Annotated in this window: 18 protein-coding genes and 1 pseudogene; 9 read left to right on the forward strand and 10 right to left on the reverse strand. The window is 40.0% G+C overall.

Translation table 11 applies throughout. The features are described 5' to 3' along the window. Positions 1 to 77: 77 nt before the first annotated feature. From GM698_RS03990 to GM698_RS04000, 3 genes and pseudogenes are all read right to left on the reverse strand, one after another. A pseudogene (locus GM698_RS03990) lies at positions 78 to 1,067 on the reverse strand (virulence RhuM family protein). A 158-nt stretch (positions 1,068 to 1,225) separates the two neighbouring features. Continuing rightward, the gene (gene mpl, locus GM698_RS03995; protein ID WP_176809562.1) at positions 1,226 to 2,590 is read right to left on the reverse strand and encodes a UDP-N-acetylmuramate:L-alanyl-gamma-D-glutamyl-meso-diaminopimelate ligase; all 1,365 of its coding nucleotides are present in this window, start codon (positions 2,588 to 2,590) and stop codon (positions 1,226 to 1,228) included. A 69-nt stretch (positions 2,591 to 2,659) separates the two neighbouring features. Next, positions 2,660 to 3,418 (reverse strand): VacJ family lipoprotein, encoded by a 759-nt coding sequence (locus GM698_RS04000; protein ID WP_159628986.1) that lies wholly within the window; start codon positions 3,416 to 3,418, stop codon positions 2,660 to 2,662. A 157-nt stretch (positions 3,419 to 3,575) separates the two neighbouring features. On the opposite strand from GM698_RS04000, the gene metJ reads away from it, so the two are divergent. From metJ to panF, 3 genes are read left to right on the forward strand one after another with little or no spacing between them, the layout of a single operon-like run. Then, on the forward strand, positions 3,576 to 3,893 hold the full coding sequence (gene metJ, locus GM698_RS04005) for a met regulon transcriptional regulator MetJ (RefSeq protein ID WP_209289692.1): 318 nt from the start codon (positions 3,576 to 3,578) through the stop codon (positions 3,891 to 3,893). 53 nt (positions 3,894 to 3,946) lie between these two features. Next, positions 3,947 to 4,174 (forward strand): YhdT family protein, encoded by a 228-nt coding sequence (locus GM698_RS04010; protein WP_371739913.1) that lies wholly within the window; start codon positions 3,947 to 3,949, stop codon positions 4,172 to 4,174. Further along, on the forward strand, positions 4,171 to 5,604 hold the full coding sequence (panF, locus tag GM698_RS04015) for a sodium/pantothenate symporter (RefSeq protein WP_176812151.1): 1,434 nt from the start codon (positions 4,171 to 4,173) through the stop codon (positions 5,602 to 5,604). Before GM698_RS04010 ends, panF begins: the two co-directional genes overlap by 4 nt. A gap of 81 nt (positions 5,605 to 5,685) precedes the next feature. Here panF and GM698_RS04020 read toward each other — a convergent pair whose 3' ends face one another. Further along, a complete protein-coding gene (locus GM698_RS04020; RefSeq protein WP_159628982.1) occupies positions 5,686 to 6,024 on the reverse strand; it encodes a P-II family nitrogen regulator in 339 nt (112 codons plus the stop codon). A gap of 231 nt (positions 6,025 to 6,255) precedes the next feature. Between GM698_RS04020 and dnaK the strand changes: the two genes are divergently transcribed. The 5 genes from dnaK (at position 6,256) to GM698_RS04045 (ending at position 12,116) form a co-directional block, all read left to right on the forward strand. Then, a complete protein-coding gene (gene dnaK / locus GM698_RS04025) occupies positions 6,256 to 8,154 on the forward strand; it encodes a molecular chaperone DnaK (RefSeq protein ID WP_209289693.1) in 1,899 nt (632 codons plus the stop codon). A gap of 120 nt (positions 8,155 to 8,274) precedes the next feature. Beyond that, positions 8,275 to 8,700: a VapD gene (locus GM698_RS04030; protein WP_176809559.1), complete on the forward strand. Its 426-nt coding sequence runs from the start codon at positions 8,275 to 8,277 to the stop codon at positions 8,698 to 8,700. 31 nt (positions 8,701 to 8,731) lie between these two features. Further along, a complete protein-coding gene (locus tag GM698_RS04035; protein ID WP_159628979.1) occupies positions 8,732 to 9,034 on the forward strand; it encodes a hypothetical protein in 303 nt (100 codons plus the stop codon). Positions 9,035 to 9,218: 184 nt separating this feature from the next. After that, positions 9,219 to 10,358: a molecular chaperone DnaJ gene (gene dnaJ / locus GM698_RS04040; RefSeq protein WP_176812148.1), complete on the forward strand. Its 1,140-nt coding sequence runs from the start codon at positions 9,219 to 9,221 to the stop codon at positions 10,356 to 10,358. 249 nt (positions 10,359 to 10,607) lie between these two features. After that, positions 10,608 to 12,116: a catalase gene (locus GM698_RS04045; RefSeq protein ID WP_176807640.1), complete on the forward strand. Its 1,509-nt coding sequence runs from the start codon at positions 10,608 to 10,610 to the stop codon at positions 12,114 to 12,116. A gap of 3 nt (positions 12,117 to 12,119) precedes the next feature. Here GM698_RS04045 and GM698_RS10665 read toward each other — a convergent pair whose 3' ends face one another. The 6 genes from GM698_RS10665 to rluC form a co-directional block, all read right to left on the reverse strand. Further along, positions 12,120 to 12,245: a hypothetical protein gene (locus tag GM698_RS10665; protein WP_256437775.1), complete on the reverse strand. Its 126-nt coding sequence runs from the start codon at positions 12,243 to 12,245 to the stop codon at positions 12,120 to 12,122. Between the two features lie 102 nt (positions 12,246 to 12,347). Next, on the reverse strand, positions 12,348 to 13,682 hold the full coding sequence (locus tag GM698_RS04050) for a sodium:proton antiporter (protein WP_159628976.1): 1,335 nt from the start codon (positions 13,680 to 13,682) through the stop codon (positions 12,348 to 12,350). A 120-nt stretch (positions 13,683 to 13,802) separates the two neighbouring features. Then, positions 13,803 to 14,945 (reverse strand): succinyl-diaminopimelate desuccinylase, encoded by a 1,143-nt coding sequence (gene dapE / locus GM698_RS04055; protein ID WP_209289694.1) that lies wholly within the window; start codon positions 14,943 to 14,945, stop codon positions 13,803 to 13,805. 21 nt (positions 14,946 to 14,966) lie between these two features. Further along, positions 14,967 to 15,323 carry an ArsC family reductase gene (locus GM698_RS04060; protein WP_159628974.1) on the reverse strand — a complete coding sequence of 119 codons (357 nt, stop codon included), beginning with the start codon at positions 15,321 to 15,323 and terminating at the stop codon, positions 14,967 to 14,969. A 15-nt stretch (positions 15,324 to 15,338) separates the two neighbouring features. Beyond that, positions 15,339 to 16,187: a dihydropteroate synthase gene (folP, locus tag GM698_RS04065; RefSeq protein WP_209289695.1), complete on the reverse strand. Its 849-nt coding sequence runs from the start codon at positions 16,185 to 16,187 to the stop codon at positions 15,339 to 15,341. 1 nt (position 16,188) lies between these two features. Next, positions 16,189 to 17,151 (reverse strand): 23S rRNA pseudouridine(955/2504/2580) synthase RluC, encoded by a 963-nt coding sequence (gene rluC, locus GM698_RS04070; RefSeq protein ID WP_209289696.1) that lies wholly within the window; start codon positions 17,149 to 17,151, stop codon positions 16,189 to 16,191. A 107-nt stretch (positions 17,152 to 17,258) separates the two neighbouring features. Between rluC and GM698_RS04075 the strand changes: the two genes are divergently transcribed. Beyond that, complete coding sequence (locus tag GM698_RS04075; protein WP_176812145.1) at positions 17,259 to 18,176, forward strand: mechanosensitive ion channel family protein; 918 nt, start codon at positions 17,259 to 17,261, stop codon at positions 18,174 to 18,176. The last annotated feature ends 70 nt before the right edge of the window (positions 18,177 to 18,246 follow it).

Below are 18,246 nucleotides of genomic sequence, written 5' to 3' on the forward strand. Positions count from 1 at the left end.
TAAATTCGTTCACGAAAAGGATGATAGTGCATAAAGGCACAAGCGGTCATATTTTGTGAAAAATTTACCGCTTGTGTTTATTGGTTTAATGCTTTTTCTATCTGTGCTAACTCGTTGAGATCGTCAAGCTCTGCTTGCTGTTGTTTTAGGTATTTACGTTTAACATCAAATTGTTCATATTACTCTCTGGCAACGCTTTCCATTTGTTTATGCGTAATTGTGCCGCCATTTGTTAATACGGGAAAGCCGTTAAACTCAATGAGCATATCTACATTTTTTCGCCAAAAGCCTAAGGTTAAATCTTGATTATTTTTTACTCTTAATTCTGCACTTTCAAGAAAAATCACTACTAGGCGATTTAGCGCATCTAACTCATCATTATTCAAATAATTTTTCGCCGTAATAATATCCCCTTTACGCACCATTTTACCTTTCCAACCCGTTAGCCCCATATTGGCTTTTGTGGCATCTGCCCGTTGGCAAATAAGTTCGGCCGCGGTTTGTTTAGTAATGGCATAAATGAGCTTATTTTGCGTTTCGGCAAAGAACATTTGGGTATTTTTGTCTGTTTTATCGTAATCGCTTGATAGCTTAAATAATTCTCTTACTTTTTGATAAAAACGTAGCTCACTGGCTCGAATTTCTCGAATTTGTTCGAGCAATTCATCAAAGTAATCTAGCCGCCCTCGCGGATTTTTGAGCCGTTCGGTATCAATTAAAAAGCCTTTATCCAGATAAGAACGCAATGTGGTGTTTGCCCATTTTCTAAATTGTACACCTCTTGAACTACGCACCCGAAAGCCTATGGCTAATATCATTGCCAGCGAGTAGTGTTTTACTTGATAATTTTTACCATCTTGGGCAGTTATCAAATAATCCTTGATAACTGAATTTTCATCTAACTCATTGTCTTTTAAGATATTTTTAATATGTTCGGCTATATTTTGCACAGAGGTGTCAAAAAGTTCTGCGAGTTGGCTTTGTGTTAGCCAAGCCTCATTTTCAACCACGAGTAAGGCAACATTGCTTTTGCCGTCTTCCGTATTATAAATAATTAAATCGTTCATATTTTATCCTGTTTATTGTTGAAAATATTCGCCATTATTTTCAATAAATCTGTATAAATATCCAGAATTTATTTTCATTTTTTCGATGCAGATCACAAAAATGGAAGAGGCAGCAGACAAGCGGTCATATTTTGTGAAAAATTTACCGCTTGTGAGATTTATTTATCGGCTAATTTAGTAAGTAGTTTTTGATGAATGCCGCCAAATGCCCCGTTGCTCATCACTAAAATATGGTCAGTTGGTTTGGCTTGTTTGGCGATTAGGGCGACTAAATCATCTAGATTTTCCGACCAGTAGGCAGGTTGCGATAAAGCATTGGTAATCTCGCTCACGTTCCAGGTAAGCATTTCGGGCTGATAGATAAATACCGCTTGGGCATCGTGCAGGCTGGGAGCAATCTCGTCTTTATGTATGCCCATTTTCATCGTATTTGAACGTGGCTCTAGCACCGCTAAAATCCGTTGATGTTGCCCTACTTTGCCACGTAAGGCATCAATGGTGGCTTCAATTGCGGTTGGGTGGTGGGCAAAATCATCATACACTGTAATGCCGTTTATTTCGCCTTTGACTTCTAAACGGCGGTTGGCGTTAATAAATGTGCCTAATGCGTGGCAGGCATTTTCTACTTCAACGCCTGCGTGGTGGGCGGCTGCAATTGCCATTAGGGCGTTGTGCATATTGTGTTTGCCAATGAGAGACCAATGCACTTCGCCTTTTTTATTGCTTAAATGAAAGACTTCAAATTGTGAGCAGTCGGCGTTGAGTGGCTTTGCAAACCATTCTTTTTGTTCGCCAATAAATTGTAATTGGCTGTAGCTGCCCATTTTGAGCGTTGCTTGTACGTTTTCATCAGAAAGGGCGGATAAAATACAGCCGCTTTGGGGTATGGTGCGGATAAGGTGATGAAATTGGCGTTGAATGGCGTTTAAATCCGCAAAAATATCGGCGTGGTCAAACTCCATATTGTTGATAATCAGCGTTTTTGGGCTGTAATGCACAAATTTAGAGCGTTTGTCGAAGAAGGCGGAATCGTATTCATCCGCTTCAATCACAAAGAATGGGCTGTTGCCTGCTCTGGCAGAAATACCGAAATTACCTGCCAATCCGCCAATTAAAAATCCTGTGTGAATGCCGTTTTGGTCTAAAATCCAGGCAAGCATTCCTGTGGTTGTCGTTTTGCCGTGTGTGCCAGACACCGCGAGCACCCATTTGTCTTTTAATAAATGATCGTGTAGCCATTGTGGGCCTGAGGTGTAATGAAGTTGATTATCTAGCACATACTCTACGCACGGGTTACCACGGCTCATCGCATTACCAATAACCACCAAATCAGGTGCAGGGTGGAGCTGGCTAACATCATAATGCGGAATAATTTCAATGCCGTGAGAAGCTAAAAAAGTGCTCATTGGGGGGTAAACGTTAATATCTGAGCCAGTTACTTTGTAGCCAAGCTCTCGGGCAATCATCGCGATACCGCCCATAAAAGTGCCACAAATACCTAAAATATGGATATGTTTTTTCATTTCGTTTTGAGTAGAGAGAACAAGCGGTGTTTTTTTGCAAAAAAATGGTAAAAACCACCGCTTGTATGATTAATCAATATTTTTCAATTCTTCTTCAGAGAGTTGTTCTTGTTGGCTTGGCTCAACATTGCCATCTTTCACTTTAAATTCTAAGTTTTGAAAGTAGGCTTCGCGGAAGGTGACATAAGGGTCTTGTGCTTGCGTTAACAATGCCTCTTGTTCTAATAATTTAGAGCGGGTGTCAATGCCTTGTACAACGTATTTAGCAATCGACCAAGGTGTTGTACCTACATAAGTTAAAACAGAGTAACCTGCTTCCACCGCACTGCCAACGCCTTGGCGTGGCGTGGTGGCACCATAAGCAGGCATCATAATATAAGCACCAGCAGGCACACCGTTTGCACCTAAACTTTCGCCTAAACCACGTTGCCCATTATTTAGACGCAAGTCTTCATCTAAGCTTGCCCAGTCAATTAATCCGCCAAGTCCAAAGACGGTGTTGATCCAAAAACGGTTGAAGTGAACCATTGCTTTCTTGCCTTCCCCTTCAAGTAGGCGGTTAATAAAGCTCACTGGCTCATCAAGATTATTCGCAACATTAACTAAGCCCGTTTTTACTGGACTAGGCACATAATCTTTCCAGCCTTTTGCCACAGGTTTTAGCACATAAGGATCGAGATAATCATAATTGACCTTCCACATTGCTCGGTTAAAGCCTTCAAGGGGATCATCACGCACACCTGTTTGAGGGTTAATACTGGAAGAACAAGCCGCTAACAGCACGACGCTGAATACAACAAAAAGTTGCTTTAATGAGGATAATTTCATAAATTTTCCTTTTAGAAATAAATTTTAGCCATTTTAACGAAGTTAATTAAAAATACAAAACAAAAAGCCATTTTTAATCCTAGAAATCCAGACGTCTAGATTGTTATGTACTTCACTTTTAATTACAATACGCACAAAATTTGAGGAGTAATCAATAATGGCAGACTGGAACGGTGAATATATCAGCCCCTATGCAGAACACGGTAAAAAAAGCGAACAAGTAAAGAAAGTCACAGTTTCTATTCCAATTAAAGTATTGGAAATTTTAACTAATGAACGTACACGTCGCCAAATCAAGAATCTTCGCCACGCAACAAATAGCGAATTATTATGCGAGGCATTTTTACACGCATTTACTGGACAGCCTTTACCTAATGATGAAGATCTGATGAAAGAGAGAGCCGATGAAATTCCTGAAGAGGCAAAGCAAAAAATGCGTGAGTTGGGTATTGATCCTGACAATTGGCAATATTAAAACATCTTAGATTAGCAAATGTTATTTTTATCTCTCTAATATCAAGGTACATTATGTCTCCACAATTAAAAAAAGAAGCACGTTGGGCAGTTTGGCTCACTCTGATTTATATGTGTGGTTGGGTAGGCTTTGCTTATTTTTCGCCACAAGGCAGAGGCATTTTTGGCTTTCCAATTTGGTTTGAGCTTTCTTGTATTTTTTTACCTATTATTTTTACGCTTATCGCCACTATTGTGATTAAAAAAGTATATAAAAATATCGATCTGGAAGTAAATGAATGAATAATGAAATGATCTTGCCCCTCCTTGCCTATCTCTTTTTCGTATTTGGTGTCGCTTTCTACGCGTATCGAAAACGTCAAGGTGGCAGTTTTATATCAGAATATTATATCGGCGGACGTTCAATGTCAGGCTTTGTTCTGGCTATGACAACCGCTGCAACCTATGTGGGAGCAAGTTCGTTTATCGGCGGACCAGGTGCGGCTTATAAATATGGCTTAGGCTGGGTTTTACTTGCAATGATTCAAGTACCTGCGGTGTTACTTTCTTTAGGTGCATTAGGCAAAAAATTTGCCTTGCTCGCCCGTAAACATAATAGCGTAACCATTAATGATATGTTGCTTGCCCGCTATCAAAATAAAGTTGTTGTATGGCTTGCCAGTTTCGCCTTGTTGCTCTCATTTTTTGCTATGATGGCGGTGCAATTTATTGGGGCAGGACGCCTGCTTGAAACGACACTCGGCATTCCTTACCAAATGGCCGTAATTGTTTTTGCAGCTACTGTAGGGCTTTATACGTTTATTGGTGGGTTTAGAGCAGTTGTGCTCACCGATACTATTCAAGGCTTAGTGATGATAGTTGGTACCACCATTTTGTTTGGTGGTATTGTGTATGCCGCAGGCGGCGTAGAAAATGCAATGAATACGCTTGAAGCGATTAACCCGCAGCTAACCAGCCCCTACGGTATTGATGAACGCCCACTGGATTTCACGTTTATGACATCATTTTGGGTACTGGTCTGTTTTGGCTTAATAGGTTTACCGCATATTGCAGTGAGAAGTATGGCATATAAAAATAGCCAAGCATTACATCAAGCAATGATTATTGGTACGATTATGATAGCTATTTTAATGTTGGGTATGCACCTTTCAGGCGTATTAGGCAGAGCGATTGTGCCTGATCTTAAAGTACCCGATCAAGTGATCCCAACGTTAATGGTTCAAGTGCTTCCACCTGTTGTGGCGGGTATTTTCTTAGCTGCCCCAATGGCTGCCATTATGTCATCTATTGATTCTATGTTGATTCAATCTTCCTCAACGTTAATTAAAGATCTTTATTTAGCCGTTAAACCCAATGCCATCAACAACGAAAAAAAAATCAAATTATTCTCAACCATTACGACACTCACATTCACCGTGTTTTTAGTGTTTGCGGCAATGAATCCGCCTGATATGTTAATTTGGCTAAACCTACTCTCTTTAGGCGGCTTAGAAGCAACATTTCTCTGGGTAATTATACTTGGGCTCTACTGGAAAAAAGCCAATGCCACAGGGGCAATTTTCTCGATATTAGCGGGGCTAAGCAGCTATGTTTTAATGACGATATTTAAATTCTCAATTTTCAACTTCCACGCCATAGTTCCCTCTCTCATAATTGGGTTAATTGCCTTTATTATCGGCAATCAATTTGGGGCTAGAAACCTAATTAAATAAGCCATTAATATTAAAACCAGCGAGTAATTTACTAGCTGGTTTTAATTACCTCCACCATTAAGCTAAAAGTCTTGTTTCCATTTAAAGTGCTTCATCGTCTGTTTCACCCGTACGCGTGCGAATCACCTGCTCAATATTGGCAACATAAATTTTTCCATCGCCTACCTGCCCTGAGTAAGATGCACTTAAAATGGCATCAATAACCGCATCGGTTTGATAATTTGAAACCAATATTTCAATCTTTACTTTCGGGCGAAAATCAATCCCTTTGATTTGTGTAAGCTCTTCCTCACTGTGCCCATATTGCCGCCCAAAACCTTTCACTTCGGTAATTGTCATACCTTGCACGCCCATTTCTAAAAGTGCATCTCGCACTTGGTCTAATCTTGAAGGTTGAATAATGGTTGTAATGAGTTTCATCTTATTTCCTACTATAGATAGTTTGTTGAATAATAGCGTTTTGAAGAACCGTTTGTAAATCTATTTACTGTATTTTATTCATCTACAAGCGGTCACTTTTTTCGAAAAATTTGCAATTTTTTTTATTTTGCTCTTGAAGCTTTAAATTTTGCCCCTATTTATGGTTTCGTCTGAACGGGAAAGCAAAATCCCGTTTATTTAAAACTGAATTTATAACTAGAGGAATCAAATATGGGTAAAATCATTGGTATTGACTTAGGTACAACAAACTCTTGTGTAGCGGTAATGGACGGCGACAAACCTCGTGTAATTGAAAACGCAGAAGGTGCTCGCACAACCCCATCAATTATTGCTTATACAGATAAAGAAACTTTAGTCGGTCAGCCAGCAAAACGTCAGGCGATCACTAACCCAAAAAATACATTATTCGCTATAAAACGTTTAATTGGTCGTCGTTTTACTGATGCAGAAGTGCAACGTGATATCGAAATTATGCCGTTTGAAATCAGCAAAGCAGACAACGGCGATGCGTGGGTAAGCGTAAAAGGCGAAAAATTAGCACCGCCACAAATCTCTGCAGAAATCTTGAAAAAAATGAAGAAAACAGCGGAAGATTTCTTAGGCGAACCAGTAACTGAAGCCGTCATCACGGTTCCTGCATACTTTAACGATGCACAACGCCAAGCCACTAAAGATGCGGGTCGTATTGCAGGTTTAGATGTAAAACGTATCATCAACGAACCAACAGCGGCGGCACTTGCCTACGGTTTAGATTCTAAGAAAGAGAACCAAACTATCGCCGTTTACGACTTAGGTGGTGGTACATTCGATATTTCAATTATCGAAATCGACAACTTTGACGGCGAGCAAACCTTTGAAGTGCGTGCAACCAATGGTGACACCCACTTAGGTGGTGAAGACTTCGACAACCGAGTCATTAACTACCTAGTAGAAGAATTCAAAAAAGAACAAGCCGTTGATTTACGCAACGATCCAATGGCAATGCAACGTGTGAAAGAAGCAGCGGAAAAAGCGAAAATTGAGCTTTCTTCGGCACAAGAAACTGAAGTAAATCTTCCGTACATCACAGCAGATGCAAGTGGTCCGAAACACTTAAACATCAAAGTGACTCGTGCGAAATTAGAATCTTTAGTTGAAGATTTAGTAAACCGTTCATTAGAGCCATTAAAAACGGCTTTATCTGACGCTGGTTTATCAGTTAGCGACATCAACGATGTAATCTTAGTGGGCGGTCAAACCCGTATGCCATTAGTACAGAAAAAAGTGGCAGACTTCTTCGGCAAAGAACCACGCAAAGACGTGAACCCAGACGAAGCGGTAGCAATCGGCGCAGCAGTGCAAGGTGGCGTATTAAGCGGCTCGGTAACAGACGTATTGTTATTAGACGTAACCCCACTTTCATTGGGTATCGAAACAATGGGCGGCGTGATGACAACCTTAATTGAGAAAAACACCACGATTCCAACCAAAAAATCGCAAGTGTTCTCAACAGCGGAAGACAACCAAGCTGCGGTAACCATCCACGTGTTACAAGGTGAGCGTAAACGTGCAGCGGATAACAAATCGTTAGGTCAATTCAATCTTGAAGGCATCAACCCAGCTCCACGCGGTATGCCACAAATTGAAGTCACTTTCGATATTGACGCGAACGGTATCATCAACGTGTCTGCGAAAGACAAAAACACTGGCAAAGAACAACAAATCAAAATCCAAGCATCTTCAGGCTTAAGCGATGAAGAAGTAGAACAAATGGTGCGTGATGCGGAAGCGAACGCTGAAGCAGACAAAAAATTTGAAGAGTTAGTTCAAACCCGCAACCAAGCAGATGGTATTGCTCACGCAACCCGTAAGCAAATTACTGAAGCAGGCGATGCGTTAAATGCAGACGACAAAGCGAAAATCGACGCAGCCATTGCAGAATTAGAAACCGCTGCAAAAGGCGAAGACAAAGCGGAGATCGAAGCAAAAATCGAAGCATTAATCAAAGCCTCAGAACCGCTAATGCAAGCCGCTCAAGCAAAAGCCCAAGCTGGCGAGCAACCACAACAAGCTCAAAAAGATGACGGTGTGGTTGATGCGGAATTTGAAGAAGTGAAAGACAACAAGTAATCTTCCATAACTGTAGGGGCGAAAATCTTTCGCCCCTTTTGCATAAGAACGTAGGGGTAATTCGCCCTACAAATGATACAAGCGGTGGAATTTTACTAAAATTTTGCAAAAGGCAAGCCTATGAGCCGATATCTTATCACCTTCGATATGGACACCAACTGTCTAAAAGAACACTATCACGGCAATACGTTTAACAACGCTTATTACGATATTCATAATGTATTGAAGCAGCACGGCTTTGAAAATTTGCAAGGAAGCGTTTACTTAGGAAATGAAGGGGTAAGCGAAGCGCACGGCACGATTGCAATTCAAGAGCTTACCGCAAAATTTAAGTGGTTTTACCCTTGTGTCTCGAATATCAAATTTTATCGGATTGAAAGTGACTTGAACGCAGATTTTATCGCTTACAACGTGCATAAAGCTCGTGAAAAATTTGAAAAACAGTTGCAGGTTTTAGAACAAACATTAGTTGATAGCGGCTTAAGTCGTATTCAAATAGATGAAATTCTGAAAAAACAGCGGTTTAGTTTAGAAAATCAATCTTAACAAGCGGTCAAATTTTAAGGAAATGTTGCAAATGCTCAAACTTTACACTACAACTGAAAAAGTGCAAATTCCGTTCTATAAAATCTACAATCACAAAACGAACCAAACGGTGATTGCAACGGAAACCGAAAACGGCAATGAGCCGATTTTGATGGAAGATTTTATCTGGTTTGAAAAAATTCCCACCACAGAAGCTCTGCTTTCAGAAACTTGGGAAAGCATTGAAAACCGTTCCAAGCAAGGCTTGTTAAAACGAGCCTACACGGTGGATTTTGAAAAGCATTTACCTGGCGGCAAAGTCGAAATTTATATTGCGGTGAATCCGCATTGTTAATATAACTAGAGATCTGATCCCCCTCTTTAGAAAAGAGGGGTTAGGGGAGATTTGATTACGATTTCAAAGTTTCGTAGGAGCGTAAATCACTTCTGCCAAATCTCCCCCTTCCCCTCTTTGCTAAAGAGGGGAGTAAAACAAGCGGTCATTTTTTATAAAAATTTTGCAAAAATACGGAAAAACTATGGCAAAAAGAGATTATTACGAAGTCCTTGGCTTGTCGAAAGGGGCAGATGAGAAAGAGATCAAACGAGCCTATAAACGTTTGGCGGCAAAGCATCACCCAGACAAGAACCAAGGTAGCAAAGATTCGGAAGAGAAATTTAAAGAGATTACCGAAGCCTATGAGGTCTTAACAGACCAAGAGAAAAAAGCGATGTACGACCAATATGGTCACGCCGCTTTTGAGCAAGGCGGTAGCGGCTCGGGCGGATTCGGTGGCTTTAGCGGCGGTGGCTTCGGCGGCTTTGAAGATATTTTCAGTGAAATGTTTGGTGGGGGCTTCGGAGGTGGTGGTCGTCGCCAACGTGTAGTGCGTGGCGATGATTTACGTTACGACATCGAAATCACGTTAGAAGAAGCGGTGAAAGGCTGTAAAAAAGATATTCGCATTCAAACCTTGGCTGAATGCGATACTTGCCACGGCTCAGGGGCAGAAGCAGGTAGTAAAGTGGAAACCTGTTCCCACTGCCACGGCACAGGGCGTGTTCGCCGTCAGCAAGGTTTCTTTGTGACCGAAGCGGTTTGCCCAAGCTGTCACGGCACAGGGAAACGCATTGAAAAACCTTGTCGTTCTTGCCACGGCGATGGTCGTGTACAAAAAGCGAAAAATCTGTCAGTTACCATTCCAGCAGGAGTGGACACTGGTAACCAACTTCGTTTATCAGGCGAAGGAGCAGCGGGTGAAAATGGGGCACCAGCAGGCGATTTATACGTTGTTATTCACGTTAAAGAACACGATATTTTTGAACGTGATGGCTCAAATTTATATTGTGAAGTGCCAATCAGCTTTACGCTTGCAGCATTAGGTGGCGAAATTGAAGTACCTACTTTAGATGGCAAACTCAAATTAAAAATCCCAGCTGAAACCCAGACGGGTAAACTATTCCGAGTTCGTGGTAAAGGCGTGGCAAGTGCACGTGGAGGCTATACTGGCGACTTAATTTGCAAAGTAGTTGTTGAAACACCAATTAATTTAAGCGAAGAACAAAAAGCACTATTACGTCAATTTGAGGAAAGTTTAGAGGGTAAAGCACAACACCGCCCAAAACACGAAGGCTTTTTTGATGGCGTGAAGAAATTTTTTGATAATTTAGGGAAATAAATCCACCATCTTATTGATTAAAAAGTACCTGTCTCAGATAGGTACTTTTTTCTTTATACATTTGCAAAAAATTTACTAAAATCAGCCGCTTGTATCACACCTATAAATAGTTGACAATTATAATCAGCTATTAAACAGCAAATTTTAATAGTCATAAATTATCAAATTAATAGATTGCGAAAAAAAGCCTGATCTCTATAATCAATACTCGAATTGATTACCTATCTTACTTTTTATGAGGATTCTATTATGTCAAAATGTCCTGTTATACACTTAACAAGAAACAACGGTGCACCTGTTGTTGATAACCAAAACAGCTTAACTGCAGGCCCACGTGGTCCATTATTATCTCAAGATTTATGGTTACACGAAAAATTAGCTAACTTCGTACGTGAAGTTATTCCTGAGCGTCGTATGCACGCTAAAGGTTCTGGTGCATTTGGTACTTTCACTGTTACTAACGATATCACTAAATACACTCGTGCGGCGATCTTCAGTCAAGTGGGTAAAAAAACTGAAATGTTTGCACGTTTTACCACCGTTGCGGGTGAGCGTGGTGCTGCAGATGCTGAGCGTGATATTCGTGGTTTCGCATTAAAATTCTATACCGAGGAAGGTAACTGGGATATGGTGGGTAACAACACACCCGTATTCTTCTTACGTGATCCACGTAAATTCCCAGATTTAAACAAAGCAGTTAAACGTGACCCACGTACCAATATGCGTTCTGCAACAAACAACTGGGATTTCTGGACATTGTTACCTGAAGCATTCCACCAAGTGACTATCGTAATGAGTGAGCGTGGTATTCCCGCTTCTTACCGCCATATGCACGGTTTTGGTTCACACACTTATAGCTTTATCAATGCTGAAAATGAGCGTTTCTGGGTGAAATTCCATTTCCGTACACAACAAGGTATCAAAAACTTAACAAACGAAGAAGCCGCTGCAATCATTGCAAACGATCGTGAAAGCCACCAGCGTGATTTATATGATGCAATTGAACGTGGTGATTTCCCGAAATGGAAAATGTATGTACAAATTATGCCTGAAACTGATGCAGGCAAAGTACCATACCACCCGTTTGATTTGACAAAAGTATGGCCGAAATCTGATTATCCATTAATCGAAGTAGGTGAATTTGAATTAAACCGTAATCCTGAAAACTTCTTTGCTGATGTTGAGCAATCTGCTTTCGCACCAAGCAACTTAGTTCCAGGTATCAGCGTATCTCCAGACCGTATGTTACAAGCTCGTTTATTCAACTATGCAGACGCTCAACGTTACCGTTTAGGTGTAAACCACCACCAAATCCCTGTAAACGCACCACGTTGCCCAGTGCATAGCAATGCTCGTGATGGTCAAGGCCGTGTGGATGGTAACTACGGTAGTACCATCCATTACGAACCAAATAGCTTCGGCAAATGGCAAGAGCAAGCTCAATATGCTGAACCACCACTCAAAATTAACGGCGATGCAGCACATTGGGATTTCCGTGAAGATGATTCAGACTATTTCAGCCAACCACGCGTATTGTTCAATAATATGAATGATGAACAAAAACAAGCATTATTCAACAATACGGCAGCTGGTATGGGTGATGCATTAGACTTCATCAAATACCGCCATATCCGCAACTGCTATGCTTGCGATCCAGCATACGGCGAAGGTGTTGCTAAAGCATTAGGCATGACGGTTGAAGATGCCATTGCAGCTCGTGCAACAGACCCAGCGTTAGGTCAGCCAGGTTTACTATAATTCTTAGATAAAACGCAAAAAAAGCTCTACGAAAGTAGAGCTTTTTTCATTTAATAATTCCCTCACAACCATCTTCTTTACCATCTTCTTTAGCCCAATTTTAAATGGCTTCTGTGCTGCAATTTGCATAAAAAATACCTCTCAAAACAAAATCTGAGAGGTATTAAAGTATAAGTAGATAGCTACTAATAATTTTTAGCGAAATAGTATGTATTTTTTATATTACACATACTAAATATGCGGAATAAAATCGTCTTTACCACCAAGTTTGTTAAAGGCTATTCGTCTTGGATCAACTAATTTCGCCTTTTTAATCATTGGTTCGATAGTTGAACCTTGTACTAGAATGGAGAATGTCACTACTGCATAAGTCATCAACAAAATTAAATCACGCACATCAAGATTACCAGCTGAACTTGAAATCATAGCAACGCCTGAAGGCACGGATAAAGCCATCGCTAAACCTAATCCTCCACGTAAACCACCCCACGTCATAATTCTTAATGTATAAGGATTATAAGTACGGAAACGTTTTAACACTTGATATGGAATCCATAAACTCACATAGCGAGACAGCAAGCATATTGGAATAGCAGCAATCATCAATACACCACCGATAAAAGTAAAATCAACCAATAACGTACTTAATCCAATAAGCAGGAATAACAGATAGTTGAGGGAGTGATCAATCATTTCCCAAAAATGATCGAGGTATTTCTGGCTCTGTTCAGAAAAGCCTGAGCGGCGTGTCCAGTTACCAATCATAATCCCTGCAACTACCATCGCTAATGCACCAGAAACATGTAAGTAGTTTGCCATTACAAATCCGACAGTTGGAATGGTTAGTGTAATTAAAATTTCCAGGCTACCATCATTAGTTGCAGAAATAAATTTATGGGCAACAAAACCAGTTAATAAGCCAAATAAAATGCCACCAACTGCTTCTTGCAAGAATAACATCATTACCCCACTCACTGTTGGGGATTGCCCACCGAATGCCACCGCAAAAATAGTTGTAAAAATCACTAGGCCAATACCATCATTAAATAGAGATTCCCCTTCAACATTCATAGAAAGACGTTTTGGGGCTTTTAAACTTTTGATAATCGCCAGTACAGCAATTGGGTCGGTTGGAGAAATTAGCGAGCCAAATAATAGACAATAAACAAAGCCAATCTCTAATCCACACATTATTGCTACACCATAAATTAATGCTCCGATCAAAAAAGTGGAGATTAATGTAGAAAATAAAGCATAAACAGCAATTTCTCGACGTTGATCTTTCATTAAAGGGAGTTTGATACCAAGTGAACCTGCGAATAACAAAAAGCCAAGCATGCCGTTTAATAAGAAACTGTTGAAATCAAGCTGTTCAAAAATGGAAATGGCCAGTTTATCAACATTAAACCAACCGAAATAGCCGAAAGTAAGAATAAGAAGAGAACCAATCAAGGCGGAGGCTGTAATTGCAATGGTTATTTGAATATTTTCGTTCAGTTTTCTTGTAAAAAAAGAAATGAACATTGCAAGCCCAAATAATAAACAAATATAGAAGTAGAGTTGCATAAAGGTTTTCCTGTAAATATAAAACTAGGATAGTGTAAACTTTATATTAAGTAATGGCTATATAAAAAATAAACAAAGTGATTATTTATTACCCTTCCTCTATTTCCGCTATGCTATGCTTTAATTAAGTAAGTTATCTAAAATTTGGTAATAAATCTCACCGCATTTTGCTAAATCATCTACACTCACACATTCATTCACTTTATGAATAGTTGCATTTAACGGCCCAAATTCCACTACTTCAGTACCCATTAAGGCGATGAATCTACCGTCTGATGTGCCACCGCTAGTATCTAAACGAGGGGTGATTTTTGCTACATTTTCAACCGCTTGCACCGCTGCCTCCACCAATTTTCCCTTACCTGCAAGGAAGGGCTTACCTGATAAATGCCAACTAATACGATATTTTAAGCCATATTTCTCCAACATTTCAGCAACAACCGTTTTAATGATTTCATCACTCACTTCAGTACAGTAACGTAAATTAAACTGCACATAAAGCTCGCCTGGAATAACATTATTGCTACCCGTACCTGCTTTAATATTGGCTATTTGCAAGCTAGTGGGTGGGAAAAAATCATTACCGTTATCCCATTTATATTGAGTCAATTCAGTTAAAAAGCCCAGTGAAGTATGCACAGGGTTTTCAGCCAAATGAGGATAAGCAACGTGCCCTTGAATGCCTTCAATATACAAATCAGCAGTTATGGAGCCACGTCTGCCATTTTTAATTACATCGCCCAATACTTGACTACTTGATGGCTCGCCTACTACACAATAATGTACAGATTCATTACGAGCCATCAAGGTTTCCACTACTTTTACCGTACCATCTTTTGCAGCAGCTTCTTCATCGGAGGTAATCAGTAATGCTACTTTTCCCTTGTGGTTCGGATTATTTTTTACAAAAGTTTCTGCTGCAATCACTAATGCAGAAAGCGAGCCTTTCATATCTGCACAACCACGCCCATAAAGCATTCCATCTACAATTTCAGCAGAAAATGGCGGATATTGCCATTGGTTTTCTTCGCCTACAGGCACAACATCAGTATGCCCTGCAAAAGCAACACAAGGTTCATCTTTGCCGTTTTCCGTACCGTGTGTTGCCCACATATTTAATGTGTCGCCAAATGGTAGCCATTCAATATCAAAGCCAACTTCACTTAAGCGTTCAGCAATTTCTTGTTGGCAGCCTTTATCATCAGGGCTGATAGAATCACGGCGAATTAAGTTTTGTGCAAGGGAGATAATTTCATTTTTCATAAGATTACAAGCGGTTATTTTTTACTTATTTTTTGCAAATATAGCTTGGTACTCGTTCTTATTAAAACCAAGCAACGCAATATCATTTTGAATAACAATTGGACGTTTAATTAACGTAGGCTGTTCTATTAACACCTTTAATGCAGTTTCACTATTAAGATTATGTTTGATCGCTTCATCCAAATTACGCCAAGTAGTGCTACGTTTGTTTACCAGATTTTCCCAACCAAATTTCGCTGCCATTTTCACTAACCAGTCAGAATCTAAACCATCGGCACGGTAATCGTGAAGTATTGGGTTTTGCTGATTCTCTTCTAACCATTTCAAGGCTTTTTTGACGGTATCGCAATTTTTAATACCGTAAACTAAGGTAATCATTTTTACTCCTAAATATTAATTATCTGATTCAACGGTTGCCTGCCAAATTTTTAGCATATCGGCAGTTTCGGCAACATCGTGAACACGTAAAATCTTTGCCCCATGTTGCACAGCAATAAGAGCCGCAGCAATTGAACCCGCTAGCCTTTGCTCTACGGGTTTATCTAACACTGCACCAATCATCGATTTCCGAGAAAGCCCTGCAAGCACAGGAAATCCCGAATCGGCAAAGGCTTTTAAATGTTTCAGTAGTTGATAATTATGCTTAACCGTTTTTCCAAAGCCAAAACCAGGATCTAAAATAATATGCTCTTTAGGAATGCCTGCTGTAACGCACTCGAAAATACGTTGATTTAAAAAATCCGCCACTTCTTCTAACACATCATCATATTCTGGATTTTGCTGCATATTTTGCGGATTACCTTGCATATGCATTAAACAAACCGGCAACCCCAGCTCAGCAACGGTTTCTAATGCGTTTTGCTCAGTTAAAGCTCGAACATCATTAATCATATCCATACCCACTTTTGCAGCTTGTTTGAATACCTCAGCCTTGGAGCTATCCACTGAAATTAAACAGTCAAAACGATTATGAATGGCTTCTACTACTGGCACAACACGCTCAAGCTCTTCTTCTAAAGTCACAATCGCTGCATTCGGGCGAGTCGATTCGCCACCGACATCAATAATAGTTGCTCCTTCATTTAGCATTTTCTCGGCGTGGAACAACGCTTTATCAAGGGAGAAAAACTGACCTGAATCAGAAAATGAATCGGGCGTGAAATTTAAAATGCCCATAATGTGTGGCTTAGTCAAATCTAACAAGCGGTCATTTTTTTGAAAATTTTTGAAATAGATTTTCATCTTATTTCTCCGTCCTCAACTTCGCCAACACACCTTTAAGCTTTTTATCCAGCGGTGCAGTAATCACCATTTCCTCACCAGTTTTCGGATGTTCAAAACGAATAGAATAGGCGTGTAAGAACAGGCGGTGTAACCCAGCTTCTTTCATTTTAATGTCGAAATCGCTGTCGCCATATTTATCATCTAAAGCAATCGGGTGTCCTGCATATTGAGTATGCACTCGGATTTGATGCGTTCTACCCGTAACGGGAGAAGCTTTAATCAGCGAGGCATTAGCGTAACGCTCTTCAATGCTAAAGCGAGTTTCAGAGGGTTTACCTTCTTCACTGACTCGCACAATTCGCTCACCACTTGCTAACTCACTTTTAAGCAACGGGGCTTTAATCACTTTAGTATGAGTCTGCCATTGCCCACGCACCAACGCTAAATACTCTTTTTGTACGACTTTTTCACGCAGTTGCTCGTGTAATGAACGCAATGCAGAGCGTTTTTTAGCCACCAGCAAAATGCCCGAAGTATCGCGGTCTATACGATGAACAAGCTCTAAAAAGCGAGCTTGAGAACGTAACGCTCTTAACGCCTCAATTACCCCAAAACTCAAGCCACTACCGCCATGAACTGCAATGCCTGATGGCTTGTTGATAACAAGCATAGAATCATCTTCATACAAGATTTGGCTTTCCAGCTCGGCGACTTTATTCAATTTGGTAGAAATCTGTGGCTCATTTTTCTCTGTCACACGCACAGGTGGAACACGTACTATATCATCAGCGTGCAGTTTGTATTCAGGCTTAGTTCGTCCTTTGTTTACCCGCACTTCGCCTTTACGGACTATACGGTAAATCAAGCTTTTCGGTACGCCTTTGAGTTTTGCCAATAAAAAATTATCTAAACGCTGCCCTGCTTCATCTTCACCAATAGTCAAAAATTTAACGCTGGCACAAATTACTTTTTCTGTTGTCATTATGTTGTCTTTTAGAGAAAATACTGTTTTGAATTCTAACACAAAACCGCCAACCTATTAGTGAGTCGATGGGTTAAATTTTTAATTTTTATTTTAAAGGAACAGATATGACAGATAAAGCTACAGAAATAGCTCCAAAGATTGATGTCGTTGCACAAACAGGGAAAATGATCAATAAAATGAGTTCGATGGATTTTAATACTATTCTTTATGAGTGGATTATTCCTTATGGTACAAAAATCCTACTTGCAATTGCGATTTTTGTCATCGGTAGATTTCTTGCTCGCATCATTAGCACTTTACTAGGAAAAGCTGCATTAACATCAACCAGAAATGAAATGTTGCAAAGTTTTATTACTTCGATCAGCTATTTCTTACTACTATTAATTGTGGTGATTGCCTCACTTTCACAAGTGGGTATTAATACCAGTTCATTAGTCGCATTAATCGGTGCAGCAGGTTTAGCTATTGGTTTATCACTGCAAAACTCATTACAAAACTTCGCAGCAGGTGTGATGCTTCTCATTTTTGAGCCATTTCGTAAAGGTGATTTGATAGAAACGAGTGGCATGAGCGGTGTGGTTGAAAAAATGGGTTTACTCGTTTTAGAGCTTCGTACTGGTGATAACAAAACCGTACTTTTACCAAATGGTAAAGTATTCTCAGATAAAATTGTTAATTACTCGAATAACCCAACTCGTCGCATTGATTTTACGTTTGATATTGCTTACGGTGCTAACTTAAAAAATGCAAAAGAGGTTATTCAACGTATTTTAGAAAATAACGATTATGTATTAAAAGATCCTGCTCCTGTCGTTGCTGTAGGTACGCTAGGCTCAGATAGCGTACAGTTAATTGCTCGCCCTTGGGTACAAACGACAAACTACTGGGTAGCTTATTGGGATATTCTTGAAAAAATTCAATTAGAATTTGATAACTTAAGTATTTCTACTACAGAAGACGATCAAACAGATTTACATCTTAAAAGCGGTACTTTAGATCCCAAAGGAGAATCTCAAATCTAACAAGCGGTCTTTTTCCAATATCATTTTGCAAATTGAGAGCTACAGTTTATACTCTCGCTATATGATTTAA

Origin of the sequence: Mannheimia sp. ZY171111, from assembly GCF_017750945.1 — a bacterium.
GTDB classification, from domain to species: Bacteria; Pseudomonadota; Gammaproteobacteria; order Enterobacterales; family Pasteurellaceae; genus Mannheimia; species Mannheimia pernigra.